The organism is Bacillus sp. LH1, from assembly GCF_057924895.1.
Genome location: NZ_CM175007.1, coordinates 654,182 through 680,008, shown reverse-complemented (window position 1 = coordinate 680,008; position 25,827 = coordinate 654,182). Strand labels below are relative to the sequence as shown.

The window sequence follows — 25,827 nt, the reverse complement described above, 5'->3', positions numbered from 1 at the left end:
TCTTAGTTATTCTCTTTTTTCTCTTGTGTCCCGCAAATAATGGTTTCTAACTTCTCAAAGAGACGTAATAAATCTTCTCTTTCTTGCAACTCTAAATGTGAAAAGTATTTTGCAATATGCTCGTTGCGAGCTGTCATTGCCTCTTCTACTCTAGCTTTCCCCTTTTTCGTTAACTCGATGATGACAACACGACGGTCATCTTTGTCGTGATAGCGTTCTACAAGTTCTTGATCGATTAGACGATCAATCATCACTGTAATTGCGCTAGGCTTCACATACATCTTTTTTGCTAATGTTGTCGCTCTTGAAGCCCCATAATGATCTAAAATCTTTAAAATATAAAACTGCGGTGGTGTAAGTCCTGTTGCTTGCATTTGTTCTAATAACTCCGTCTGCATTTTCTTTCCAATCGAAAAGGCAAGAGCTTGAATTTTATCGATATGCGTCATATCATTTGGCATGTTATCCACCTCTTATTTAAACAATAAAATATTTAACGTATTTAAATATTAATCCCGCGAACAAAATCCGTCAATACTTTTATTCATAAAAACGTTTACATTTTTGTCACAAAGTTGTATAATTTTCGACGAAGTTAATATTGACAGTCACGGAGAAACGGAGTACACGGCTATGAATCATAAAAAAGGAAACTTTTTTATATTTCATGGCCTTTTTATATTCTCTGTCTTAAAACGCTTCGAATTAATTAGGGGAGGATTTTCATTTTATGTTTTTCACACAATTATTTAAACCTGCGCCCCACGCGGAACGCTTACCAGCTGATCGCGTTGATAGCGAATACCGTAAATTACGTTTACAAGTATTCTTAGGTATCTTCATCGGTTATGCAGGCTACTACTTTGTTCGAAAAAACTTTTCACTAGCAATGCCATACTTAATCGAGCAAGGCTTTAGTAAAGGGGAACTTGGGGTTATCCTTTCAGCAGTTTCTATTGCTTACGGATTAAGTAAATTTCTTATGGGTATCGTATCCGATCGTTGTAATCCTCGCTACTTTTTAGCAGCTGGGCTATTTTTATCAGGTATCATTAATATTATTTTCGGCTCATTTTCTTTCATTACAACGAGCATTATACTTATGTTTGTACTTCAGTTTTTAAATGGATGGGTACAAGGTATGGGATGGCCTCCTTGTGGTCGTACGATGGTTCACTGGTTCTCTATTAGCGAACGTGGTACAAAAATGTCTATTTGGAACGTCGCTCATAATGTTGGCGGAGCGCTTATGCCTTCCCTTGTAACATTAGGCTTATACTTCTTCGCAGATGACTGGAAAAGTATTTTTTACTTCCCAGGTATTCTTTCAATTTTAGTTGGTATTTATGTATTAATTACGATGAAAGATACACCTCAATCTTGTGGACTACCTTCTATTGAAGAACATACTGGGGAATATCCACCAGATGAAAAAGTAAAAGATCGCGAACGCGAACTTTCAGTAAAGGAAATTTTATTTAAATACGTATTAAACAATAAGTTTTTATGGTACATCGCTATTGCGAACGTTTTCGTATATTTCGTACGTTACGGCGTTGTAGACTGGGCTCCTACTTATTTAGTAGAAGAAAAAAGCTTTACTCATAGTAGCTCACGTACTGCTTACGCTCTATATGAATGGGCTGGTATTCCAGGTACACTTCTTTGCGGATGGATGAGTGATAAACTATTTAAAGGACGTCGTGCACCTGCTGGTATTCTATTTATGGTTGGTGTATTTATCGCAGTTCTTGTTTACTGGTTAAACCCTCCTGGTAATCCAATGGTTGATAGTATCGCACTTGTCGCAATTGGATTTTTAATTTACGGACCGGTTATGTTAATTGGTCTACACGCTCTAGATTTAGCACCAAAGAAAGCTGCTGGAACTGCAGCAGGCTTAACTGGATTCTTCGGTTACTTAGGCGGAGCAGCTTTCGCTAGTGCAGCTATGGGCTTTATCGTAGATGCATTCGGATGGGATGGCGGATTCATCTTATTACTTGCATCTTGCGTACTTGCAATGTTCTTCCTTGCTCTTACTTTAAATACAGGGTCAGTAAAATCAAAACAAGCTTAAATAATATATAACAAGCATAAAAATAGCTCTTAGCATTTACATACATGCTAAGAGCTATTTTTTATTTTCATTGCTGTTCCTACTAATGATAACAACCCATTCCTTCCCTACTATAAGATTAAAAGATTTGATGAAACACCTTTATTAAAACGGCTAACGTAACAGATGCAGCAAATCCCCCTAAACAAATAAGACTGACACCTTGGCTATATGACAAATTTTGAAATGATTTCATTACTTCCATCCTCCCTATCTCCCCTTTGATACTTTTATTTTACCAATGGGAAAAATTTCATAACATCGATTTCTCTAACAACTAACTTACAAATTTGTAAGTTAACATCTTTTCAACTTATATATCTAGTATTTCCACAAATAAGAGTCATTTATACATAAAAAAAGACCTCAGTTATACTAAGGTCTTCGTTACATTCTATTTCATTTTACAATCATCACTGGACATTTCACACGCTTTGCTATTTTATGACTTACACTTCCCAGCACCATTTCTTGCAGTGTATTGAGCCCTCTACTTCCAGCAATGACAAGATCTATATCTCCTGTATTCACATATTGAACAATTGTATCTCCAGGATCACCATGTAATATCGTAATTGTATAAGAAATGTTCTCTTTCTTTAATAAACCTTCAATCTCTTTTAATTTATCTTTTCGACTAGCTGATATTGTTTCTAAATCTGTTTGACCTTGTATAATATCTGATTTTGCCGTTCTATTATCTACTACGTACACAACTTCAACATTTGTTTCTTCGCTACATTTTGCAATATATGTTGCATGTTCCGCTGCTCGAAGTGCATGTTCAGAACCGTCACATGCTAATATAATTTGTTTGTACATATGCTGAATCCCCTTTTCGTTATCCTACTCGTATTATATAATAAAGCCCCCTAAAAAGGAGGCTTTTAACTAGCAATTCTTTTATTATAAGTAGCTAAATTTGCAACAAGTTTTGAGCTACGTTCATTTAATCCTGTTATACTTACTTTCACGCCACTTTGTTCATATTTCATAATAACTTTATCAATTGATGCCACTGCCGAATCATCCCATACGTGCGCATGAGTAAAGTTCATTTCGATTTCTTTTATATCTTCATCCAATGAAAAAGCATTTATAAAATCTGCTGTAGATGCAAAGAAGAGTTGACCGTGAATTTCGTATATTTTCTTATTTTCAATATATAAATGTTTCACGTGAATCTTTGCCATATTGAATACAAATAAAACCGCACTAATTACTGTTCCGATAATTACACCTAATCCCAAATTATGAGTGATAAGAACGACCACGACTGTTACGATCATGACGAATGCGTTCCCTTTTGGCACTTTATGAATCGTTGCTACAGAGTTCCAATCAAACGTTCCGATTGAAACCATAATCATAACTGCAACTAAAGCTGCCATCGGAATATGAACGACATAATCTCCTAAAACGAATAGTAATACGATTAAAAATCCGCCCGCTACAAATGTTGATAGGCGACCTCGTCCACCTGATTTAATATTAATAACAGATTGACCGATCATTGCACAACCTGCCATTCCTCCGAAGAAACCAGCAACAATGTTTGCGATCCCTTGTCCACGTGCCTCTTTATGCTTATTACTTTCCGTATGCGTCATATCATCTAAAACTGAAGCTGTTAATAATGATTCTAGTAAACCGATAATTGCAAGCATAACTGCATAAGGTAAAATAATCCCTAATGTCTCAAGTGTAAAAGGCACGTCAGGAATACTAAAGAACGGTAATTCTTTCGGCAGGCTTCCCATATCTCCTACTGTTTTCAACTGTAATCCGCTCATAAGTGCAATACTCGTCACAATAATAATTGAAATAAGCGTAGAAGGTACAGCCGTTGTAATACGTGGAAATAAATATATAATTGCAAGTCCTAATACAACGAGTGCATACATTTGCCAAGTTGCATTTTTAAAATGTGGCAATTGCGCTGTAAAAACTAAAATTCCAAGTGAATTTAAAAAACCACTCATAACAGATTTCGGAACAAACTTCATAAATGAGCTCAGTTTGAACACGCCAAAAATAATCTGGACAATACCTGTTAATATTGTTGTAGCAAATAAATATTGCAAACCATGATCTTTAACAAGCGTTACCATTAATAATGCCATTGCACCTGTTGCAGCTGAAATCATTCCAGTTCTTCCGCCAACAAATGAAATGGTAACTGCAATACAAAAGGCTGCGTATAGTCCAACTGTCGGATCCACGCCTGCAATAACAGAGAAGGCTATCGCTTCAGGGATTAACGCTAAAGCAACGACAATTCCTGATAACACGTCCCCTTTCACATTAGAAAACCAGTCATTTTTTATCGTTTGAAACAAAATATCACTCCTCTACTCCTTTATAATTTGATTTTCTCCATAAGAAAATCTAGCCGACTGCACGAAAGCTATTATATAACGAGTAGAAGATTTTTTGCTATGTAAAAGTTTCCTAAAAATGATATTACCTTCGTAGCTTCTTTTTTAGGAAACTTTAAATATACTATCACCTATTGTTGATTTAACGTACAATGATTTCGGATTCTACAGTATGTCAAATGAAGAAAACTTTGTTTGGATGGATGAAAAATGCACATGTAATTTAGTTCATTTAAAGTTCTATAGATATTTCCACTTCATATATGAGGTTTAGTTTGGATAGTTTAGGGTTAGAGGAGTTTATACTAATTTAATGAAAATAGTAAGAGCACTCTTTCGAGTGCTCATTTTATGCAGATACAGTTGCTTTATCCTTACGGAATATACCCATTAACCCACCGATTAATAGTAATACGCCTGGTAATAAGTAAATTATAGAAATACAAATAAATCCACCGATAGCAGCCACAGTCATCATAATACCGCCAACCTTCGCTTTACTTCTTACCATAACAGATCCAACAATTCCTAAGATTGATAGAGCCACAGCTCCCCAACCTAAACCAATAACAGTATTTGCTCCATCAGCTTCAAAAGCAGCTCCCATACCGCCGATCAATAAAGCAACAAATGCACAAATAATACCAAAAATACCTCCAATAAGACCTAATACAAATTCAGCTGTTCTTTTCATTTCAATCTCTCCTTATTTAGCAACTTCAAATTCAAATTTCACTGATTTCTCGTCAAATGTAAATGTAGGTTTAAATGTACCAACAAACTTATCGCCTTCTGGTACATCAAATAACATTTTGTTTGTAATTTGGTTACCTGGCGCAATATTTTCATTTATAAACGTATTTTCCCCACCAAAGTACTCTTTGAATTGGTTGCCGTTAGTATCAGCAATTTTTAATTCAGAAGTTCCAAAATATATATCTTTTTTGCCATTATTTTTAGCGTTAAAAGCGATTTCTAGTACTTTCCCTTTTTCAGCTTTTACGTATTCGTTAGGCTCAACGAATTTAGCTGAACTGAAAGTAAGTTGTAGACCATTAACTTCTACAGTATCTCCAATTTTATAAATCTTGCTTTCAGCTTTTTCCTTTTTATCTTTCTTTTCAACCTGTTTAGGAGCATCGTTTTTACTCACTTCTTTAACTTCAGTTTCACCACAAGCAGATAAACTAAAAGCAAGTGCACCTGTTAAAGCAATAGTACCCAATTTTTTATACATTCTTTTTCCTCCGATTATGTAAAATGTAAGATTTTCGAAACTATCATAACAGAAACAGTTACAACTTTTTTGTCATATTTTGTCGAGGAAAATAAAAAAAGACGCTATATCAGTAGCATCTTTTCTCATTTCATTAATGTCCACCGTGTCCTTGACCACTTTCCTGAACAATTTCTAACCTCTCATCTAGTATTCCTTGTGTTTCAAATGAAATATCACTCGTACTTCCTAATAAGAAACCGTGATTATATGGTCCAAGTGTTGGATCATCTTTAAACTTCGGCTGAATGCTTGCAAGGAAGTCATACACTGGTTGTGAAGCTTTACCTTCTTCTAATAATACAGCAGGTGCGTGTTTACCCATATGTGAAAAAGGTGCCCCAGCAACTGCTAAATCTGGTGTTTTGCTTGAAACAAATGATAAACCGTGACCAGGTTTTGTGAATCCCCAGCCAAATTTTGTTTTTTCATCTTTAAACTTAGCGAACGCAATCGAGTTTTCTGTAGGGGTCTCTCCACTAATACGCGTTACTTTCCCGTATTTGCTTAGCTCTTTTTCTACTTCTTTTGAAACAATTTTTTCTGGCCCTAATACATATATATTTGCTTTATCTTTTCTCATTTTTAATGCCTCTATTGTCGCTTCTGGCACCTTATCTTTTTCTGTATATAAAAGCGGTTCTGGCATATGAGAAATCCAGTTTACAGCTGGTGTTGTATATAAACGTCCTTCTTCTTCAGACGAACCAATAATAACACTATTTGGGTAGCTTCCTGTTATATCGGCATACTCCTTATCAACATCCTTCGCAAATATAGCTGGATCTGTTTCTTTTATTTGTTTTACTTTATAACCTTTTAATTGCTCAAGCGCGCTAGTACCTACATCCCCCATCACCATAATTTGTGTTCCATCTTTCGTTCCGATTGGATTTAATCGTTTTATTTCTTTTAACGTCATTTCCGGTATCTTTTCTTTTTCTATAAATAAAATCGGCCCGTTATTCGGATGATGAATAAGGTCTGCACTCGCAATACCTAATTGCCACTCGCTTGCTGGTACTAAAATAACAGCACCTGGCTGGTTCTCCTTATGAGTTGCTGGCCATATCGTTTGTGAAGTTAATACTGCCATTTGCAAAGGGTCGTTTGTGTTTAATCTCGTTACATTTTTTAAACTTGTCGTTAATAAATCATTAGATGCACCTTGGTTCATTTCTTTTGGCGCCGTTACCTCCTGATTCATTTTCATTTCCTTTTGCTCTGTTTTCTTCTCTTTTGTAGATTCATGGTTTTTATGGTCTGTATTCGTTTGTCCGCATGCAGCAAGACCAACTACTGTAATTATTGTTATCCCAAAAATTCGGGTCATTTTTTTCACTATACCGCCTCCGTATTAATCATTTTTGAGCCAATATGATTACCTAAAATGTAATTTCAACTCCACAATAACAAGCAATTCTGAAGAAATTATGCAGACACATCATAATCTGCACCATTTCTTCATGATTTTGCATTACACTTTAAGTAACGATTATAAATATGGGGGGCTCTCTATGATTGATATACTGCTCGTAGACGATGAACCGAGAATGCTTGAATTATTAACGCTTTATCTTACACCAATTGGATATAACTGCGTATGTGCGACTTCAGGAGAAGAAGCTATTTTACATATAGAAAATCGAAACTTTAAATTTGTTTTACTCGATATTATGATGCCAAAGATGGACGGATGGGAAACGTGCAAAAAAATCCGATCTTTTAGTAACATTCCTATTATTATGGTTACAGCTCGTGATCAAACAGTAGATGTCGTTCAAGGATTAAAAATTGGAGCCGATGATTACGTAACGAAACCTTTCCATGAAGAAGAACTTTTCGCAAGAATTGAAGCCGTTTTAAGACGTACAAATGAACATAAACAAATCCAATATCACGGTATTGTATGGGATGAAACAAAACACTTCGTTTCTGTCCATAATGAAGAACTCCTTCTCACACCAATTGAATTTTCTTTACTCGGATTATTTTTACGCCATGTGAACTACGTATTAAACCGTGATCAGCTCATCGAACGAATTTGGGGGTTAAACACAAATACAGAAGATCGCACAGTCGATTCACATATTCGTAATTTACGTGATAAATTGCGAAAAGCAAATTTCCCTATTGATCATCATTTAAAAACCGTGTATGGAATAGGTTATCGATGGATTGATACTGAACAGTAAGGGGCAAAACGATGAAACGAATTTCAATTCAATTCGGATTTTATTTTTTAATTGTTACACTTTTAATTGAAAGTGTTCTCTTTATTTTGCTCTATTATAGTCTTGTAAACACTAGAGTAAATGAAGAAATGACAGCTTTATTAAAGCGAGGAAATAGTCATCGAGATGTACTTGAAAAATATTACGATGAGCAAACCATCTCTCACGTAGCATTAATGGAATCTGAAGCTGAAACAACTGTCGTTATTACAAATGCAAATAAAGAAATACTAGCTAAATCTAACGAAATAAACACGACTATAAACGATCATATTAGTAAAATGCAAACTCGAACAGACCATAATGGAGCGATTATAGAAAATCATTGGAAAACATCTAATTATATATGTACAGTTAGCCCCATTGTAGTAGATGGAAAACATGAAGGCTATGTGTACATGTTTCTTGGAACAGAATCAATTGAAAAGTTAGTTAATGGATTAACAAAACAATTCATTATTGCTGGTGCCATCACATTTCTACTCACAGTCATCACAATTTTCCTATTATCACGTTTATTAACAAAACCATTGTTACACATGAAACATGCAACTGAAAAAATGAGTAAAGGCGATTTGTCCGTTTCGTTAACGACTACTCGTAATGATGAAATTGGTGAACTGGCATCATCTATTCAAACGCTCGCAAATGATTTGCATTATATGAAAACAGAGCGAAGTGAATTTCTAGCAAGTGTTGCTCACGAATTACGAACACCATTAACATACGTAAGAGGTTATGCTGACATTGCTTTAAAAGAAAGTACCCCTCCTGAACAACGTTTGCGATATTTATCAATTATAAAAGACGAGTCTGATTACATTACGAACTTAGTTCAAGATTTATTTTCACTTGCACAAATGGAACAACATAACTTTTCTATTCAAGTAAAGGAAGTGCATTTACACACCTTCTTTACTCGCATAGCTGAAAAAGTAAACGCCATGTATAAAGAAAGATATATTAAAGTTTCTTTCTCTTGTCCTCCTACACTGCTAGTAAACTTAGATGAACAGCGATTTGAACAAGTTATAGTAAACATTTTAAATAACGCTTATAGACATTCAAAAGAACATTCTAATATAAACATTTCTATTACAGAAGAACATAAACGTATCTCCATTACAATTGAAGATGAAGGCGAAGGTATTCCACCTGAAGACCTCCCTCACATTTTTGACCGCTTTTACCGTGTCGATAAAGCAAGAACACGATCTACAGGCGGAACTGGTTTAGGGCTATCTATCGTAAAAGAAATTGTAGAACTACACGGCGGAAATATTACTGTAACGAGCGAAGTCGATTACGGGTCTTGCTTTATAATTTCATTACCATCCATAAAAAAACACGACTATCATCAATAGTCGTGTTTTTTTATCACTTTACTTTATAATATAAATTTACAAATTGCCCAAAACGTTTCGTATCCATCAAAGTTAAATTAATTTCTGGGTTCTTGTCTTGAAATAACGGAACTCCAGAACCTAATATATGCGGTGTAATCGTAACAACATATTCATCAATTAGATTATTCTTAAAGAATTCTCTCAGTAGCTCTCCTCCACCAACCATCCATATTTTAGACCCTTCTTGTGCTTTTAACCTTTTTGTAAACTCCACTACATCTTCATTTACAAATTCCATGTTTCCGTCTGAACCTTTTTCTGAACGAGAAAAAACATAACATGCTTTATCTAAGTACGGGAATGTTTCCGTATGCTCTACTACATAATCGTACGTTTTCTTTCCCATAATTATTGTATCAATCGTTTCGTACATTTCTGTATAACCGTTATCTCCCTCTCCTTCCGTTTCCATTAACCACTCTAAATCATCATTTTCTTTCGCAATATATCCATCTAAGCTCGCCGCAATAAATAAAACTATTTCACGTGACATATCTTTTCCTCCTTGTATCTCATCTTGATAACATATGATGTAAACAATATACTAACAATAAAACATGACAATTTATGTCACGTTAAAAAGAAAAGGTGATACATTTGTCAAAAGCTAAACGCTTATTAGATATTCTTATATTTGCTTCTGCCAAAAAGACATTTACAGCGCAAGAAATAGCTGATGAATTTAATATCTCCGTTCGTACTGTCCATAGATACATTTTAGATTTAAGTGATATGGGGTTGCCCATTTACGCAGAACAAGGTCGTAACGGCGGCTATAAAGTATTAACGAATAGAGTAATTCCGCCTATTTTATTTACGGAAGAAGAAGCAGTCTCTATCTTTTTTGCTTTTCAATCTTTAAGTTACTATCGCGACTTACCTTTTAACACAGAAATCAATTCCGTTACACATAAACTGTATAGCTCCCTACAACATGATGCGAAAGTGAAAGTTGATAAAATACGTTCTTATATCGCCTTTTGGAATCCGAAGAGAACAATTGAGACCCCACTTTTAAACGAAGTGTTAACAGCGGCTATTGAAAATAAAAATTTACACTTTCAATACGAATCTAAATCAGGGATAAAAACAAAACATGTTCATCCGATTGGTGTATATGCTCACGACGGGTTATGGTACTTACCGTCCTATGACTTCGGTAGAAAAAAAGTATTACTGTATCGCATCGATCGTATTCTTTCCATATTATCAACGGAAGAAAATGAGGATACATTCATGAATTTAGAAGAGTGGTTTGCCTCTAACTCTAACGTAGTACACATCCCTACTCAGTTACATGTTTTACTGACAACAGAAGGCGTACGCCAATGTAAAAGCGTTCCTTATCTTGAGGAATTCGTTATAGTAAACGAGGATGGGACAGGATATATACACTCAACAATTGATAAAGGTGAGATTAACTTTATTACTCCTTTATTTTATAGACTTGGAAAAGATGCAAAAGTGTTAGAACCGAAAGAATTGATAGATAGTTTACGTATACGTGCGAAAGAAATTTTACATATGTATGAAGACGAAAAAAGCTGCTAGATGTAAGCAGCTTTTTAGTCTCTTTGTTACTATTGACGAATATCAATCCACCAACGATATTCCGCATTCATATTTTCAGTGCCACCATTCCCTCTGTAATGGAAAGCATCCAAAAAGATTGAATCTAGTTTATCCTCATCTACAAAATAACCTAAGTTAACCTTCACCGTTTGTCCTGGTGTGATACTGCCAATATTATAAAAGCTTTTCCCGTCTCCGTGAGGTTCCAAGTAATCAACTTCACCCGTCATAATACGCGTTGCGTCCATTCCCTCTTCTTTAGCGTAGTTCCATGCATTCCCTTCAAATTTAAGCTGTTTTATGGATGGATGCATATAGATTTCTTCTGTCGACTTTTTACCAATATTTTTCACTGTTGTTGTTAAATAGACAAATTTAACATTAACTAATTTCGAATCTACTAATGTATCAATTGAATCTTTACCATTCCCTAATTTATATTCATCTCGTCTGTACGATAGTAATTTTCCCATCTGATCTAAAGCCTTATTCTTGCTTAATATCTCTAGGCCAAGTTCATTAAAATTCTCTTGTTTAAAATCTTTAATTGAATCAAAGACTTCAACTTTTTCTATCACATATTCAATTTGGCTGTTATCCATAGATATCGTTACTGGAACCTTTTGTCCTATATGAAATAGTCGTTTACTATCTTTTTTCAATGGAATCACCTTATTTTCTTTCGGTTCAGCTGCTTTGGTAAAGCGATTTTCATCATAATCTGCTATATATGATGCCTTTTCTTTTGACGTAGGCTCAAGTGAAATACTCCCTAACACATCTATCATTTGTTCTTCGTTTACATCGGATCCAATATAACTTTCTAACATAATCCCTTCTTTCTCAAAAAAGAGAAAGACCTTTCTGTCAAACATTACGTTGTTGTTTCCAGTTTCTTTATGGACAATTACTGCTTTCCTGCCATTTATCTCTTTTTCTTCATAACTTTTTGAATATAAAGTTTGAAAATCCGCATTTTCTCCCACTCTCGAAAGAACAAATGAAAACCCGCCCATTGCGTCGTTATCTTTAAATGAATATTTCATAGCACTATCATCAATTGCTTCCATATTTTCTGGCAATTTACCAATCTTCAACTTATACCACTGATTACTCTTTTTCGAATCCTTATTTGTTAAGGAAACATTTACTTCGTAATTTTGTTTTTGAACAATCATATTATAGACTTTCACTGCACCAAAAACAGTTGTTGGCATACCAATTAATAAACAGGCAGCAGCGATTAACATACGATGTCTTTTACGCTTTTTCTGTGGTCGCTCGCCTCTCAGCTTCATTTCTTCCATAAACAATTTCTTTTTGCGCGTATATGTATGTGAAAATTCATGTTGTTCTTCGGATTTATCAAAATCATCTAAAGCAATTTTTTCAGCAAGTTCATATATTTCTTTGGAGTTCTTTGAATTCGTCATGTTGTATACCTCCTATCATATTTTGGACTCGTTTTCGAGCGCGTTCAAACTGCTTGCGGACATTAGCCTCCGTAATCCCCATTACACTTGAAATTTCTTGATACGTTAAGTTATAGAAGACTTTGTACTTAAACACCTGTCTGTTAGATTCATTTAACTCTTTTAGCAATGTATCAATTTGAACCTCAGACATTTTACGTTTTTCCCACTCTTCAATATTTTCATCTACTGCTTCTATTGATTCTCTTTCATATTCTTCTAAAAATGTTTCATGTCGTTTATTTTTCCGGTAACTATCAATCGCCTTGTTTTTCGCGACCCTCAAAATATAGCGTTTAAGCTCTTCAGTGCTCAAGCTATGGAGCTTTTCCAAGTTCTTATAAAGAGTAATAAACGTCTCTTGAACCGCATCTTCAGCCTGTTGAATATTATTTAAAATAGAATAAGCTACATAATAAATTTTTTGTTCATACAACTCATATAGCTCTTCCATCTTTTCATAATCTTTGTTTGTAACTTTCATATAATTCCTCCTCTCACTCTATATAACGAATGAGCACTGTAACTTTGTGACACTGCAAAATCTTTTTATAGATAAAATTTAATAATAGAATAAACAAAAGCCCAATTTCTCTATTTTAACTAAGAAATCGGGCTTTTGTTTATTCGAATTTTCCTGACTGTTTCATAAAGAACATTCCTCTTATGCCTTTTCAGTCAGCAACACTTGCTCTATCTCTTCTTTTAACAACGTCTTTATTTCTTCCAAATTATGATTCTTCTTTTCTCCCGATTGTACCGTATAAAACTCAGCAAATGAACGCTCTTTATATCTCGGTACAACATGCATATGATAGTGCGTAAGTTCATTAAAGATTCCACCATTTTGACAAATCGTAATTCCGTCAGGTTTATATAATACCTTAATCGCTTTTGCAATCAGCTTAGAAGCATCCATAATGGATTTTGCTACAACATCATCTAATTCGTCTACTTCTACAACATGTTGCTTTGGCACAATTAAAGTATGTCCTGTATAGAAAGGTTCATGATCTAAAAAACATGTTACATAGTCATCTTCATATATTTTATATATTTTTTCCTCTTCATTTGCTAATTTACAACCTAAACATTCCATCATACTTTCTCCCTTTATTAAAAACATAAAAACGTGAGAGCCGTATTCTCACGTTTTTATGTTTCATTTTATTAGTTCAATTGTTTCCGTAACCTTTATACTATCTTTTACAGATTGAACAATCGTACAATTTTTCACTGCAAGTTGCAGCGCCTTGTCCAGCTGCTCTTCTGTAATGTTTTCTGCTTTAATTTTATAGTGCAAATGAACACTTTCAACTGGCTTCGATAAAGCTTCACTTCTACCAATTTCAGTTTCGATTGTAAACGTATCATATGTAATACGTTTCTTTTCTAAAATTGTTCGAAAGACAATTGCACTACATCCTGCGATAGAAGAAATGAGTAATTGTAACGGTGAATACCCGTTTTCTTTTCCAATCGCTAATTGACCATACGATAAATCTGCTTCTATATCATCGTGTTTGATTGTTAGTTTCATTTGTTTTTTCCATCTCCACTTTCATCGGTTTCTGCCGTTTCTTACTAATATAATAATATATATAGCAGAAAATGATAAATGGAATACCACAGTATAACGCCATTCTTTGTTCAGGAATAAACGCTAAACTAATAACAACAATGCTATTTGTAATTAAGGCTAAAATCGGGACAATTGGGTATAGTGGTGTTCTATACTTTAAGTCCTCTAACTTTCCTCCGCCTTTTATATACTGACTTCTAAAGCGAAGTTGCGATAGAGCAATAATGATCCAACTTGAAACAGCCGATAAACCAGCTATCGATAATAAATACATGTATACTGTATCTTCTGCAAGGAAACTTGTGAATAGAGATAATCCAGCTACCGCAATCGTTACGACTAGCGCTGTAATTGGAATACCACGCTTATTTACTTTCTGGAAGGAAGTTGGTGCCATTCCCTCATTTGCAAGTGACCATAGTATACGCGTCGCTGCATATAATCCAGAGTTCGCTACAGATAATAACGCAGTAATAATAACGAAGTTCATAATATCAGCTGCGTATGGAATACCAATTTTATCAAATACGACTACGAATGGACTTTCAATTACGCCTGCTTCTTTCCAAGAAATTAATCCTACTAAAATCGTCATTGTTAAAATGAAGAATAACATAATGCGCCATACTGTATTACGAATCGCACGTGGAATTGTTTTTTCTGGATTTTCACTTTCTCCCGCTGCAATTCCGATTAACTCTGTTCCTTGGAACGAGAAGTTAACTGTAATCATTGTAAGTAATACGGCAGCTAGTCCATTCGGGAAAAGTCCACCATCGCTTACAAAGTTAGAGAAAAGAGGTGCTGCTTCTTTTCCGTCATATGATATAAATCCTAATAATGCACTACCACCAAGCACAACAAATGCAAGAATTGTAATTACTTTAATACTAGAGAACCAAAATTCTAATTCAGCATAACTTTTCGCCGAAATTGCGTTTGAAGCATATAAAATAACGCCGAATACAAGGCACCATACCCAAACATCAACATTTGGAAACCATCTTTTCATCATTAAACCGATTGACGTTAATTCTAGACCCACTGTTACTGCCCAGCCGAGCCAGTATAACCAGCCAATCATAAAGCCCGTTCCTGGTCCAATAAACTTCGTCGCATACTTTTGGAAAGATCCTGAAACCGGCATCGCTACCGTTAACTCTCCAAGACAAAGCATTGTTAAATACATAATAAATCCGCCTACTAAATATGAAAGGATGGCTCCCCCTGGTCCAGCCTGATTAATGGTGTAACCTGAACCTAAGAAGAAACCAGTTCCGATTACACCACCAAGTGCGATCATAAATAAATGTCTACTCTTCATCGTACGATGTAATTTCTCATTCGTTGGTTGCTGCATCTAAATCCTCCCCCTACCATACCCCTATATCCTGTTAAAATTTTCTGATAATAAAAATATACACGAAAGCGATTACATTTTCTATATAAAATTAAAACTTTTCTGATAAAACAATATAAAAATCGAATTATTGCAAGATTTAGATTCTATTTAGAGGAAAATAAGGAGAAACAAGGAAAAAACCCTTACATATATTGTAAGAGTCAACGGAGTTCTAATCTTCTCGATAAAATTGATAAACTATAATTTACGATAAAGTACATACAAGCTACTACTATAAACGTCGGAATCATGTAATTCACATTTTGTCCGCTAATAATTTGAGCATTATGCATAAGCTCAGGGAGTGATATAACAACCGCTAGCGACGTATCCTTCAGCAATGAAATAAATTGACTGACAAGCGGCGGAACCATTCTCCTTAATGCTTGTGGCAAAATAATATGCCAAAGCGCTTGAACATACGTTAATCCCGAAGATCTTGCCGCTTCAACCTGCCCTTTTTCAATAGACAATAGACCACTTCTAACAATTTCAGATATCATTGCTGCCTCAAATATTGTTAAAGCAACAATTGCAGCTGTTATAATTTCTAATTTCAAGCCTGCTTCTGGAAGTGCAAAATACGTGAAAAATATAATTAACAGTAGTGGTAAGTTTCGAATCACTTCAACTATAACTCCTAATACTTGTGAGACGAAAGGTATTTTCGTGTAGCGCAATATACCGATTACACTTCCAATAATAAAACTAAGTACAATTGCTATGAGCGCTACCTCTAATGTTATAAGTAATCCTTTTAATAAAAATAGAATATGATCTCCTGTAATTGCTCCCTTGAAATCCATTTACACCGCCTCCTTTGCTAAGCGTTTTTCTAAATAACGCACTAGCATACTGAGCGGAATTGTTAATATTAAATAAAACATTCCGACAAATATATAGACATCGAACGTAACAAATGTCTTCGTTGAAATTAAATCTCCTTGATACATTAAATCCATACCAGCGATAATTCCGAGTATGGAAGAGTTTTTTACTAAATTGAGAAATTGATTTCCTAAAGGAGGGATTACGATTTTCATCGCCTGGGGTAAAACAATATAATACATTCCCTGTACATACGTTAATCCTGAGGAACGTGCTGCTTCCATTTGACCTTTTGCAACGGATAAAATACCAGCGCGAATTACTTCTGCAATAAAAGCTGCCGTATATACCGTAAGCGTAACTGTTCCTGCTACAAAACCATTTAAAGTAATTCCTATTACAGGTAAAGCAAAATAGAATATAAATGCAATTAATACAAGTGGAATATTTCTTACAAACTCCACAAAAGCTGATCCTATCCAATTTAAAATGCGAATAGGTGCAATACGCATTACTGCCAAAATTACTCCTAAAATAAAACTACCTATCAATGCAATTACACTAGACATAACTGTATATTTAAACCCTTCTAAATACATATCAATGTTATTCGTTAATATAGAAAAATCAGGCACATATTCTCCCCTCTTTCTTTACAAGAAGAGGATGAGTACTCTCATCCTCTCACTTTTACTATCTACTTTTCTGGTTTTTGTCCAATCCACTTCTCATATAATTTGTCATACTCCCCGCTTGCTTTCATGTCTTTAATTAAAGTATTAATCTCTTTCGTTAAATCATCTGCCCCTTTTTGCACTGCAATTCCATACGGTTCATCTGTGAAAATTTTTCCTACTACTTCATAATTAGAATCTTGTTTTGCCATTCCGTAAAGGATCGCATTATCTGTCGTTAACACATCACCTTTACCTGCCTTTAACGCTGTAAATGCCTCACTGTAATTTTCAAATTCTAATACAGTCGCTTCCGGTGACTTTTGACGAATATTATTTGTCGATGTTGAACCTTTTACGGCTAACACCTTCACACCCTTTTTCACATCATCAATACTTTTAATTTCGCTCCCTTTTTTCACGAGTAACGATTGCCCTGCTTTAAAATATACATCTGAAAAATCGACCTCTTTTTTACGTTCTTCCGTAATTGTCATTGTTGCGATAATTGCATCAATGTCACCATTTTTCAGTAGTGGAATACGCGTTTTAGACGTTACTTCTTTCAGCTCTAGCTTCTTTTCATCTCCGAGAATTTTTTTGGCAAGCGCCTTTGCAACATCAACATCAAATCCTTCTACCTGCCCTGTGGAAGGGTTTTTCAATCCAAATAAGTTCGTATCATTCTTCACCCCAACTACTAGTTTCCCGCGCTTCTTAATTTGCTCAACGGCCCCGCCTTGCTTCGTATTCGTTTCTTTCGCCTCATCTTTTTTACTTCCGCATCCAGCAACAACAAGCACGAATAAACATGAAAATACGATTAAAGTAAATAACTTTTTCATTTTAAGCATGAAATTCCTCCTCTAATGATTTAGTACCCGACTTAAAAATAAACGGGCTCTTTCTTGTTCAGGGTTTGCAAAAAAGTTCGCCGGTGTTGTATCTTCAATAATTTGGCCATCATCCATAAATAAGATCCTATCTGCTACCTCTCTAGCAAATCCCATTTCATGCGTGACAACGACCATCGTCATCCCTTCTTTAGCTAGCGTTTTCATAACATCAAGTACTTCCCCGATCATCTCTGGATCAAGAGCAGACGTAGGCTCATCGAATAGCATAATTTCCGGCTGCATCGCAAGTCCTCTAGCAATTGCCACCCGTTGCTGTTGTCCACCAGATAATTGATGTGGATATACACTGGCCTTTTCAGGGATTCCTACTTTCTCTAAATAAAACATCGCCGTTTTCTCAGCTTCCTCTTTTGAAATTTTATTTACTTTAATAGGTGCTAGTGTAATATTTTGAAGAACAGTTTTATGTGGATATAAATAAAAATGTTGAAAGACCATTCCAATATTTCGCCGCAAGTCATTCATGTCCGTTTTTTTATTGTGTACCTCTGTATTTTGTACAATTAATTCTCCATCTGTAATTGCCTCTAATTGATTTATACATCGAAGCAATGTACTTTTTCCTGATCCTGAAGGCCCGACAACAACTACTACTTCACCTTTTTTCACTTGCACATTAATATTTTTCAAAACTTGAAAGTTACCATAATATTTATTTACATTACGAAATTCTATCAACATACTCCCCCTTCCCCTAACAATGCATGTACATTCTTTTTATATTCAAAAATAGTCCCAAAAATAACTTTTAGCTTCAATTTGTCCATAAAAAAAGCAAAGGGTTTCCCCTTTGCTTCTTCATTTTTATTCGATTAAGATACTTCTTCTTTCTTATCTTTCCCGTATTCATGCTCCCAAAAATCAGCATTTTTAATTCCTAATGGCCCTGGATCGAATACTGGATCTTTTCCTTCTTTTTTCTGTTTTTCATAATCCTTTAATGCGACTAATGCAGGTTTTTGTAACAATAAAATCGCAATGATATTTACCCATGCCATAATTCCTACCCCAATGTCGCCTAAAGCCCAAGCCGTTGCTGCTGTTTTTATACAACCGTAGAATACAGCTCCTAAAAATACAAATTTTAATACCATAGACATCCAAGGACGGTCTTTATCACGATTTAAGTACGCGATATTCGTTTCTGCAATGTAGTAATACGCCATAATTGTTGTAAACGCGAAGAATAATAACGAGATTGCAACGAAACCATTTCCAAATCCAGGGAAAACAGATTCTACCGCCGCCTGTGTATATCCTGGTCCTGGCTGAGCGCCGTTTAGTTTATTAACGATAAAATTTTTTCCGCTTGCATCAAATACGTTATACATGCCTGTAATAATCATCATAAATGCTGTTGCTGAACAAACAAATAATGTATCAATGTAAACGGAAAATGCTTGTACTAACCCTTGCTTAGCTGGATGTGATACTTCGGCTGCAGCTGCTGCGTGTGGTCCAGTCCCTTGTCCTGCTTCATTGGAATAAATACCACGTTTTACCCCCCAAGAGATTGCTAAACCGATAATACCACCGAAAGCAGCTTCTAATGCAAATGCACTTCTTATAATTAACATAAATGCTTCTGGCAATTTTTCAATATTCATAGCAACAATGACGCAAGCTACTAAAATATAGCCTATTGCCATAAACGGTACGACAACTTGCGCTACGTTAACAATTCGCTTTACTCCACCGAAAATGATAAGAGCTAATACGACAACTAATATAGCCCCTGATACGGTAGTATTAATACCAAAAGCCGTTTCTAAACTTACAGCAATACTATTTGCTTGCACGCCCGGTAATAAAAGCCCAGTTGCAAGAATTGTCGCTGCAACGAATACTAAAGCATACCATTTCACACCTAGACCTTTTTCGATGTAATAAGCAGGTCCACCACGAAACTGCCCTTGATGTTTCGTCTTATATATTTGCGCGAGTGTTGATTCTACATAAGCTGATCCTGCCCCTAAAAAGGCTACTGCCCACATCCAAAATACAGCTCCTGGTCCACCGAATGCAACCGCTGTTGCTACCCCAGCGATATTCCCTGTTCCAACACGTCCTGATAACGAAAGTGCTAACGCTTGGAATGAAGAAACACCAGCTTCTGATTTTTCCCCTTGAAATGTCAGCTTCACCATTTCTCCTACATGTCTTACTTGTAAAAACTTCGTTCGAATAGAAAAATATAAACCTACTCCTAAACATAAATAAACAAGTGCTGGACTCCAAACAATATTATTTAACCAATTTACGAAAGCTTCCAACATTCCCCCTCCTTTTTTATAAAGAATATTCAGAATATATATAAAATTATAAGTGTATACCGAATCTAGGACAATATTATTTTAATAAAGTAAACATATTTTTGTATAAAAAAACAAAGTATATATTTGTTTTATATACTTTGTTTTGAACTAAATGTATTATATATTCACAATTGCTTCTCTTTTAATAATTCTTTCGTATAGCTCTTCTGATAATTTCAAGAAGTTATCAGGCATATCTTTCCCTTTAAACTTCTTTTGAAGCGTTCCATATAAACCTATATCACGTAAACGTAAAAATAGTGGTAACGATTCATACCAACTATCCGCCAGCCTGTGCTCATACTCATATCCTTTTCGTAACACTTGTAACTGTTTACGAGCAAAATCTGTCTTCTCTTCTGCTGTCCACGGTGTAAATAGAACAGAGTAGTATAAAACCATCGCTAAATCATGTATAAAGTAATTATAAGCAGCATCATCAAAATCAAAGATTGTTAGCTCTTTACCATCATAATGAAAATTACCTTGATGAATATCACCGTGCATAAGACCGAACGTTTCTCTTTCAACTGGAAGAGCCTTAATTTCATCCATTAATACTGCTGCAATCTCTTTCACTTGACCATCTTCTAATTCATTAACAATTCCACTTTCGTCTTCTTCCCACGTATCACGGTAGTCTGTTTTAGGATAATCCATTGTAAGGCGATGCAGTTGCCCAATCGCTTTTCCCCACGCTTCAAAATAAGCATCTCCCCAATAAGGCGATTCTGCTCCTTTTACTTGCTCACCTTTTGCATATATAAATAAAGAAGCGAAAAAGAAAGTCCCATCCTCTGCTACGATTTCTTCTACGAGATTTCGAGACGTTGAATAAAGAGGTCCTGCTACCTTTGCCCCATTCTCCGCAACATATCGTAAAAAATCTAGTTCAGCCTCTACCTCTTGTTTAGAACGATGAGAAGAATGTGTTAAACGTAATACATAATCTTCATCATTATCACCCTTCGCCTTAAAAATATAATTCTCAAAATCTCCAAGTGGCTTTTCTTCTACTGTTACATGAAACAAATTCACTGCTCTTTTTAAAATCTCTTTCGTAAAAACACGTTCTACAGCTATTTCCATATATATCCCTCCTATATATCTTCTTAATTCGACACAAATGTTAGAAGTACTGCTATGAAATTGAATAATGCGTGGGCAATCATAGCTGATAAAATAGAATTTGTTTTCTCATATAACCATGCAAATACTACCCCACTCAAAAAATTCACCAGTAATGTGTTATATGTAGGGATATGGACAACGGTAAATATTATGGAACTAATAAACATACCGCCCCACATGCCATATCTATCACGAAAAAATGTATAAAAAACACCTCGATATAAAATCTCTTCATAGATTGGTGATATAATTGCTGCTCCAATTACCACGATACAGAATGAATAGATTGATTTATCATTTTGGACCGTCTCCGTCTTACTATTTTCAAAGGAAATACCCATTTTCTCCATTATCACTAATACAGCAATACTAGCTACAATTAAGAAAATAACCGCTCCAACTGTCCATAAAAGATCTTTCCATGAAAGCTTCCGAATTCCAATATCTTTCCACGAGAGTTTATATCTTTTGATACAAAAAAGATAAACTACAGTAGTAAATATCACTGCCATTATAAAGCCCATTAATACTCCAGCATATAGTGAGTTACCTATTATTTCTAAAATATATTTATAAAAAAGAGATTCAACAGTTACTAGAACAATAACAAATACAAACATAAATAAATATAAAATTTCTTTCCATCCCCACATATCCCTCAAAGTCATTTATATCATCCCCTATACCCTATTTTCTATAGTATAAAAGATGACGTAACGTAACTTTCAAGCTACTTTGTCAAAAATAATCCAAGCATAAATTTCTCACAAAAAGCAAAAATTAACAGAAGTAACTTTATCTAAAAGAGGTGGAAATTATGACAGAGAAAAAAGAACAACAAGAGAGTACGGGCCAAAAGCATATGTTTCCATCACTCCCTGAGAACATTAATTACATTGAAAATAAACTTTCTCATTCTGATGATATAAAAAAATTAGATGTCCCATTTCAAAACGGAAAAGGAACAATCTTATATATCGAATCTTTAGCAGACCCAAATCTAATTCATCAATTAGCTCTTGAGCCATTATTAACGCGATCGGATTTATCTTTAGATAAAGCTTTTTCTACATTAAATATGAAAAAAGAAACGAATTTAAATTATGGTGTGCAGCTTTTATTACAAGGTAAATCCTTATATTTTCATGAACACGTCGACAGTTTTTTTATTTTCGAAACAGCTTTATCTTTAAAGCGAGATATAGCAGAGCCTGATAATGAAGGGATTGTGCGCGGTCCACATACTGGTTTTGTAGAGGATCTAGCAACTAATTTAGCTTCGATTCGTAAGCTCATAAAAAGTCCAAATATCGTCGTTAAATATTTCACACTTGGTGAAGAAATGCATACGAAAGTGGCAATTGCTTATATGCAAAACATAGCGAATGACGATTTAGTTACAGAAGTAAAAAGAAGGTTAGAAACGATTAAGACAGATGCACTTATGCCTCCGGGATATATACAAGAATTTATAGAGGATACGTCTTTCTCACCATTTCCACAACAATTAAATACAGAGCGACCAGATAGAACTGTCGCTAATTTAATGGAAGGCCGAGTTGCTATTTTATCTGACGGAGATCCAACAGCACTTATCGTTCCTGTTACGTTATTCGCTTTCTATCAATCACCAGATGATTATAATAACCGCTGGATTGTTGGATCTTTCGTCCGAATGATTCGCTTAGTGAGTTTCTTAATTGCTTTTCTCTTACCAGCTATATATATCGCAACCGTAGCCTTTCATCCTGATGTATTGCCGCTTGAACTTGTGTATACAATTAAAGCTTCATTAGAGAAAGTACCACTTCCTCCTATTTTTGAAGCTCTCTTAATGGAGCTAATTTTCGAGTTATTACGGGAAGCTGGTATTCGCTTGCCAAGCCGAGTTGGACAAACAATCGGTATTGTAGGTGGTTTAGTAATTGGTGATGCGATTGTAAAAGCTGGACTCGTTTCTTACACAATGATTATCGTTGTAGCTTTAACTGCCATCTCATCTTTTCTCGTTCCATCAAACGATATGAGTTCAGCAGTTCGAATTCTTCGTTTTCCATTAATGATTCTTGCTGCTATATTCGGATACGTCGGAATATCATTCGGTCTAATTATAACTTTCGTTCACCTATGTCAGCTTCATTCTTTTCATACACCATATCTTTCTCCTGTTGCACCAATGCGGATTAAAGATATGAAAGATTCTTTTGTAAGACTACCAATTTGGTCATTTTGGGAACGACCACATGATCCAAAACCGAAAAAAATGCAGCGCCAACATGTAACGAGAGAGGATGAGGACGGTGACAAACACGCAAAGTAAAATTTCGCTCGTTCAATTTACCTTTTTCGTTATTCAATGCCAAATTGGAGTGGGTATACTTTCCCTGCCTAACCGTCTTCACCCAATAGCAAAAGGTGGTGGATGGATTTCCGCGCTCATCGCCGGGCTTGCGATTCAGCTTATTATTTTACTAATGTGGCTTTTCTTAAAACGATTCCCTGATGCAGATATGTATGAAAGTGTTTGTATGCTATTTGGTAATAAGTTTGGAAAACTATTAGGCTTTGCTTATGTTTTTTATTTTACTCTTATCGGTATGACAGTTATGTTAAATGCTTGTAATGTCATTAAAGTGTGGGTTTTACAAGCGACCCCTTGGTACGCAATTCTCTTACTATTTACGATAGCTTGCTGCTATATAGCCTATAATACATTTAAAGTCATCGTACGATTTTATGTCATGGCTTCTATTCTCATTTTGCCCATGGCTCTTTTAATTGCCCTAGGGCTTTCTCGAGCTGATTTCTCTTATATTTTTCCCATTACAGAAGCCGGCTGGTGGAATATAATTCAAGCATCCAAGGAAACAATTACAGCCATGTATGGTTTTGAAATCATTCTTATCGCTTTCCCAAAAGTAAACGGGAGTTCTGTGGCAAAACTGAAGGCAATTTCTATCGCTAACGGATTTGTAACTCTTTTTTATACTTTTACTGTTTGGATTTGCTATATCGTATTTAGCCCAAAACAAATCGAGCTTATTCCAGAACCAGTTGCTTACTTATTACGCTCCTTACATATCGGGATTATAGACCGGACGGATTTACTATTCATACCAATATGGATGATAACAGTTGTGGCTTCTATTGCTAGTTATTATTGCGCTGCTTCAATCGGAGTTGGGCATATATTCAATCTTGCTAATCATAAAAAAGCTGTTCCAATCGTCGGTATTATTGCTTTTAGTGTAGCCTTATTTATAGATACACCTGAAGAATTAAAAGTAATTTCAACTTTCACTGATAAGTTCACGTATATTTTCATCGTTGTCCTCCCTCTTTTATTTCTACTTTATTCAGTAATAAGAAATAAGAAAGGAGAACAGTATGTTCCAAAAAAGAGTTAAATTACTTTTTATATTATGTACTAGTTCCCTCCTTTCTGGCTGTTGGGATCAAGAGCCATTAAGAGAAGCCAGATTAGCTTATAGCATTGGTTATGATATTACGGAAGAGAATAAACTTCAGCAAACGCTTGAACTCGTAAAAAGTTCAAGCGGCGAGCAATCTTCATTCGAAAATGAAATACATTCAGCAAACGGGCATAACATAAGGGATACAAGCGATGCCCTAAAAAAAAATGTGACTGGGAATATTCGCTATTTTAAATATGGCGTTCAATTACTCGGAACCAAAATCCTAAAAAAAGGTATATTACCTTATTTAGATGTCAGCTTTCGGGACCCAACAAACCCAACTGCTTTAGTAAAACTTATTGCAGTAGATGGTGAAACATCCGAGATACTAGAAAAAAAGAAAGTAGGAAATTTACTAATTGGAGATTTTCTAAAGAAAAAAGTGAAAAGTTTAGAAGATATGAGTGTGTTTCCAAAAGAAACTTTAGAAACAGCTGCTACAAAAATGTTAGATCCCGGTAAAGACTTTACCCTCCCTTCTATAAAAATAAAAGGAAAAGAAGTGATTACAAACGGTCTAGCTTTATTTAATAATGATAAATTAACTGGGCATTTACCTTTGAAACAATCTGTTTTATTCGTATTATTAACTGGAAAAATGGGAACAAGTGCCCGTATAACCCAAAAGCTTACTAGCGATGAATCAGAGAAAACATCTGATTATTTAACAATGGAAATTAGCAATCGAAAGTTAAAACGCGACTTAAAAATAACAACAGATAAAAAAGGAAATGTTTATGCTCACATTAAGCTCCAATTAAAAGTTATAGCGCTTGAAGCTCCGAGAGATAATCTTTACAAAATGGATGAAAGAAAAAAACTAAATAAAGAATTGTCTACACAACTTACGAAAGAAGCTAAAAAGATAACGAAAAAGTTACAAAAAGCAAACTGTGATGCTTTCGGTATCGGCAGACACCTTATCGCCTATCACCCTGACTTATGGAAGAAGAAAAATTGGAATAAAGATTATGCAAAAGTAAAATTCAAACCTGAGGTAGAGGTAAACATTTTGTACAGTGGTGTCCTAAAATAAAAGGTTGTA

27 protein-coding genes are annotated in these 25,827 nt (G+C 35.0%); 7 read left to right on the top strand and 20 right to left on the bottom strand.

Features of this window, described 5'->3' with window-relative positions; all coding sequences use genetic code 11:
* Positions 1–2: 2 nt before the first annotated feature.
* Positions 3–461 (bottom strand): MarR family winged helix-turn-helix transcriptional regulator, encoded by a 459-nt coding sequence (locus tag ACX9TM_RS03445; RefSeq protein ID WP_001132365.1) that lies wholly within the window; start codon positions 459–461, stop codon positions 3–5.
* A 269-nt stretch (positions 462–730) separates the two neighbouring features.
* Here ACX9TM_RS03445 and glpT point away from each other — a divergent pair, with 269 nt between their 5' ends.
* A complete protein-coding gene (gene glpT, locus ACX9TM_RS03440) occupies positions 731–2,080 on the top strand; it encodes a glycerol-3-phosphate transporter (protein ID WP_000466385.1) in 1,350 nt (449 codons plus the stop codon).
* Between the two features lie 118 nt (positions 2,081–2,198).
* Here glpT and ACX9TM_RS03435 read toward each other — a convergent pair whose 3' ends face one another.
* From ACX9TM_RS03435 to ACX9TM_RS03410, 6 genes are all read right to left on the bottom strand, one after another.
* A complete protein-coding gene (locus ACX9TM_RS03435) occupies positions 2,199–2,315 on the bottom strand; it encodes a DUF4027 family protein (RefSeq protein ID WP_000834733.1) in 117 nt (38 codons plus the stop codon).
* 203 nt (positions 2,316–2,518) lie between these two features.
* A complete protein-coding gene (locus ACX9TM_RS03430; RefSeq protein ID WP_000277999.1) occupies positions 2,519–2,941 on the bottom strand; it encodes a universal stress protein in 423 nt (140 codons plus the stop codon).
* Between the two features lie 65 nt (positions 2,942–3,006).
* Positions 3,007–4,458 carry a SulP family inorganic anion transporter gene (locus tag ACX9TM_RS03425; protein ID WP_065382254.1) on the bottom strand — a complete coding sequence of 484 codons (1,452 nt, stop codon included), beginning with the start codon at positions 4,456–4,458 and terminating at the stop codon, positions 3,007–3,009.
* 388 nt (positions 4,459–4,846) lie between these two features.
* Positions 4,847–5,191, bottom strand: coding sequence for a DUF4064 domain-containing protein (locus ACX9TM_RS03420; protein WP_000831286.1), 345 nt, complete (start codon positions 5,189–5,191; stop codon positions 4,847–4,849).
* A gap of 12 nt (positions 5,192–5,203) precedes the next feature.
* Positions 5,204–5,734: a DUF4352 domain-containing protein gene (locus ACX9TM_RS03415; RefSeq protein ID WP_065382253.1), complete on the bottom strand. Its 531-nt coding sequence runs from the start codon at positions 5,732–5,734 to the stop codon at positions 5,204–5,206.
* A gap of 133 nt (positions 5,735–5,867) precedes the next feature.
* Positions 5,868–7,115 (bottom strand): cell wall-binding repeat-containing protein, encoded by a 1,248-nt coding sequence (locus ACX9TM_RS03410; RefSeq protein WP_065382252.1) that lies wholly within the window; start codon positions 7,113–7,115, stop codon positions 5,868–5,870.
* A 175-nt stretch (positions 7,116–7,290) separates the two neighbouring features.
* Here ACX9TM_RS03410 and ACX9TM_RS03405 point away from each other — a divergent pair, with 175 nt between their 5' ends.
* Complete coding sequence (locus ACX9TM_RS03405; RefSeq protein ID WP_006918011.1) at positions 7,291–7,968, top strand: response regulator transcription factor; 678 nt, start codon at positions 7,291–7,293, stop codon at positions 7,966–7,968.
* An 11-nt stretch (positions 7,969–7,979) separates the two neighbouring features.
* The gene (locus tag ACX9TM_RS03400; protein ID WP_072770181.1) at positions 7,980–9,371 is read left to right on the top strand and encodes a sensor histidine kinase; all 1,392 of its coding nucleotides are present in this window, start codon (positions 7,980–7,982) and stop codon (positions 9,369–9,371) included.
* A 13-nt stretch (positions 9,372–9,384) separates the two neighbouring features.
* Here ACX9TM_RS03400 and ACX9TM_RS03395 read toward each other — a convergent pair whose 3' ends face one another.
* Positions 9,385–9,906 (bottom strand): dihydrofolate reductase family protein, encoded by a 522-nt coding sequence (locus ACX9TM_RS03395; RefSeq protein WP_065381813.1) that lies wholly within the window; start codon positions 9,904–9,906, stop codon positions 9,385–9,387.
* 95 nt (positions 9,907–10,001) lie between these two features.
* On the opposite strand from ACX9TM_RS03395, the gene ACX9TM_RS03390 reads away from it, so the two are divergent.
* Complete coding sequence (locus ACX9TM_RS03390) at positions 10,002–10,964, top strand: helix-turn-helix transcriptional regulator (RefSeq protein WP_139256957.1); 963 nt, start codon at positions 10,002–10,004, stop codon at positions 10,962–10,964.
* Between the two features lie 29 nt (positions 10,965–10,993).
* Here ACX9TM_RS03390 and ACX9TM_RS03385 read toward each other — a convergent pair whose 3' ends face one another.
* The 12 genes from ACX9TM_RS03385 to ACX9TM_RS03330 all read right to left on the bottom strand — a co-directional run bounded on the left by ACX9TM_RS03385 (position 10,994) and on the right by ACX9TM_RS03330 (position 21,974).
* A complete protein-coding gene (locus ACX9TM_RS03385) occupies positions 10,994–12,418 on the bottom strand; it encodes a DUF4367 domain-containing protein (protein WP_000185137.1) in 1,425 nt (474 codons plus the stop codon).
* Complete coding sequence (locus ACX9TM_RS03380) at positions 12,384–12,941, bottom strand: RNA polymerase sigma factor (RefSeq protein ID WP_000869257.1); 558 nt, start codon at positions 12,939–12,941, stop codon at positions 12,384–12,386. The genes ACX9TM_RS03385 and ACX9TM_RS03380 overlap by 35 nt, the downstream gene beginning before the upstream one ends.
* A gap of 180 nt (positions 12,942–13,121) precedes the next feature.
* Entirely contained in the window at positions 13,122–13,583 is a 462-nt protein-coding gene (locus ACX9TM_RS03375) for an HIT family protein (RefSeq protein ID WP_171287438.1), read from the bottom strand.
* Positions 13,584–13,619: 36 nt separating this feature from the next.
* Positions 13,620–13,997, bottom strand: coding sequence for an OsmC family protein (locus ACX9TM_RS03370; protein WP_000778831.1), 378 nt, complete (start codon positions 13,995–13,997; stop codon positions 13,620–13,622).
* On the bottom strand, positions 13,972–15,399 hold the full coding sequence (locus ACX9TM_RS03365; RefSeq protein WP_001187097.1) for an amino acid permease: 1,428 nt from the start codon (positions 15,397–15,399) through the stop codon (positions 13,972–13,974). The genes ACX9TM_RS03370 and ACX9TM_RS03365 overlap by 26 nt, the downstream gene beginning before the upstream one ends.
* A gap of 203 nt (positions 15,400–15,602) precedes the next feature.
* The gene (locus ACX9TM_RS03360) at positions 15,603–16,247 is read right to left on the bottom strand and encodes an amino acid ABC transporter permease (protein WP_065211579.1); all 645 of its coding nucleotides are present in this window, start codon (positions 16,245–16,247) and stop codon (positions 15,603–15,605) included.
* Entirely contained in the window at positions 16,248–16,904 is a 657-nt protein-coding gene (locus tag ACX9TM_RS03355) for an amino acid ABC transporter permease (protein WP_001112671.1), read from the bottom strand.
* A 62-nt stretch (positions 16,905–16,966) separates the two neighbouring features.
* The gene (gene glnH, locus ACX9TM_RS03350; protein WP_065381811.1) at positions 16,967–17,797 is read right to left on the bottom strand and encodes a glutamine ABC transporter substrate-binding protein GlnH; all 831 of its coding nucleotides are present in this window, start codon (positions 17,795–17,797) and stop codon (positions 16,967–16,969) included.
* Positions 17,798–17,809: 12 nt separating this feature from the next.
* Complete coding sequence (locus tag ACX9TM_RS03345) at positions 17,810–18,538, bottom strand: amino acid ABC transporter ATP-binding protein (RefSeq protein WP_016125464.1); 729 nt, start codon at positions 18,536–18,538, stop codon at positions 17,810–17,812.
* A gap of 134 nt (positions 18,539–18,672) precedes the next feature.
* Positions 18,673–20,133: an alanine/glycine:cation symporter family protein gene (locus ACX9TM_RS03340; protein WP_000387160.1), complete on the bottom strand. Its 1,461-nt coding sequence runs from the start codon at positions 20,131–20,133 to the stop codon at positions 18,673–18,675.
* A gap of 159 nt (positions 20,134–20,292) precedes the next feature.
* Positions 20,293–21,264, bottom strand: a complete 972-nt coding sequence (locus ACX9TM_RS03335) for a phosphotransferase enzyme family protein (protein ID WP_000401659.1) — start codon at positions 21,262–21,264, stop codon at positions 20,293–20,295.
* Between the two features lie 23 nt (positions 21,265–21,287).
* Positions 21,288–21,974 carry a CPBP family intramembrane glutamic endopeptidase gene (locus tag ACX9TM_RS03330; RefSeq protein WP_065381810.1) on the bottom strand — a complete coding sequence of 229 codons (687 nt, stop codon included), beginning with the start codon at positions 21,972–21,974 and terminating at the stop codon, positions 21,288–21,290.
* 149 nt (positions 21,975–22,123) lie between these two features.
* On the opposite strand from ACX9TM_RS03330, the gene gerKA reads away from it, so the two are divergent.
* The 3 genes from gerKA to gerKC are packed head-to-tail and all read left to right on the top strand — an operon-like array spanning position 22,124 to position 25,818.
* Complete coding sequence (gerKA, locus tag ACX9TM_RS03325) at positions 22,124–23,626, top strand: spore germination protein GerKA (protein ID WP_065381809.1); 1,503 nt, start codon at positions 22,124–22,126, stop codon at positions 23,624–23,626.
* Positions 23,607–24,713: a GerAB/ArcD/ProY family transporter gene (locus tag ACX9TM_RS03320; RefSeq protein ID WP_000185789.1), complete on the top strand. Its 1,107-nt coding sequence runs from the start codon at positions 23,607–23,609 to the stop codon at positions 24,711–24,713. Before gerKA ends, ACX9TM_RS03320 begins: the two co-directional genes overlap by 20 nt.
* Positions 24,694–25,818 (top strand): spore germination protein GerKC, encoded by a 1,125-nt coding sequence (gene gerKC / locus ACX9TM_RS03315; RefSeq protein WP_000486848.1) that lies wholly within the window; start codon positions 24,694–24,696, stop codon positions 25,816–25,818. The genes ACX9TM_RS03320 and gerKC overlap by 20 nt, the downstream gene beginning before the upstream one ends.
* The last annotated feature ends 9 nt before the right edge of the window (positions 25,819–25,827 follow it).

Excerpts from the sequence above, each read along its gene's own strand:
- ACX9TM_RS03445 (WP_001132365.1), bottom strand. The coding sequence starts at position 461 with ATGCCAAATGATATGACGCATATCGATAAAATTCAAGCTCTTGCCTTT.
- glpT (WP_000466385.1), top strand. The coding sequence starts at position 731 with ATGTTTTTCACACAATTATTTAAACCTGCGCCCCACGCGGAACGCTTA.
- ACX9TM_RS03435 (WP_000834733.1), bottom strand. The coding sequence starts at position 2,315 with ATGAAATCATTTCAAAATTTGTCATATAGCCAAGGTGTCAGTCTTATT.
- ACX9TM_RS03430 (WP_000277999.1), bottom strand. The coding sequence starts at position 2,941 with ATGTACAAACAAATTATATTAGCATGTGACGGTTCTGAACATGCACTT.
- ACX9TM_RS03420 (WP_000831286.1), bottom strand. The coding sequence starts at position 5,191 with ATGAAAAGAACAGCTGAATTTGTATTAGGTCTTATTGGAGGTATTTTT.
- ACX9TM_RS03415 (WP_065382253.1), bottom strand. The coding sequence starts at position 5,734 with ATGTATAAAAAATTGGGTACTATTGCTTTAACAGGTGCACTTGCTTTT.
- ACX9TM_RS03405 (WP_006918011.1), top strand. The coding sequence starts at position 7,291 with ATGATTGATATACTGCTCGTAGACGATGAACCGAGAATGCTTGAATTA.
- ACX9TM_RS03400 (WP_072770181.1), top strand. The coding sequence starts at position 7,980 with ATGAAACGAATTTCAATTCAATTCGGATTTTATTTTTTAATTGTTACA.
- ACX9TM_RS03395 (WP_065381813.1), bottom strand. The coding sequence starts at position 9,906 with ATGTCACGTGAAATAGTTTTATTTATTGCGGCGAGCTTAGATGGATAT.
- ACX9TM_RS03385 (WP_000185137.1), bottom strand. The coding sequence starts at position 12,418 with ATGACGAATTCAAAGAACTCCAAAGAAATATATGAACTTGCTGAAAAA.
- ACX9TM_RS03380 (WP_000869257.1), bottom strand. The coding sequence starts at position 12,941 with ATGAAAGTTACAAACAAAGATTATGAAAAGATGGAAGAGCTATATGAG.
- ACX9TM_RS03375 (WP_171287438.1), bottom strand. The coding sequence starts at position 13,583 with ATGTTTTTAATAAAGGGAGAAAGTATGATGGAATGTTTAGGTTGTAAA.
- ACX9TM_RS03370 (WP_000778831.1), bottom strand. The coding sequence starts at position 13,997 with ATGAAACTAACAATCAAACACGATGATATAGAAGCAGATTTATCGTAT.
- ACX9TM_RS03365 (WP_001187097.1), bottom strand. The coding sequence starts at position 15,399 with ATGCAGCAACCAACGAATGAGAAATTACATCGTACGATGAAGAGTAGA.
- ACX9TM_RS03360 (WP_065211579.1), bottom strand. The coding sequence starts at position 16,247 with ATGGATTTCAAGGGAGCAATTACAGGAGATCATATTCTATTTTTATTA.
- glnH (WP_065381811.1), bottom strand. The coding sequence starts at position 17,797 with ATGCTTAAAATGAAAAAGTTATTTACTTTAATCGTATTTTCATGTTTA.
- ACX9TM_RS03335 (WP_000401659.1), bottom strand. The coding sequence starts at position 21,264 with ATGGAAATAGCTGTAGAACGTGTTTTTACGAAAGAGATTTTAAAAAGA.
- ACX9TM_RS03330 (WP_065381810.1), bottom strand. The coding sequence starts at position 21,974 with ATGACTTTGAGGGATATGTGGGGATGGAAAGAAATTTTATATTTATTT.
- gerKA (WP_065381809.1), top strand. The coding sequence starts at position 22,124 with ATGACAGAGAAAAAAGAACAACAAGAGAGTACGGGCCAAAAGCATATG.
- gerKC (WP_000486848.1), top strand. The coding sequence starts at position 24,694 with ATGTTCCAAAAAAGAGTTAAATTACTTTTTATATTATGTACTAGTTCC.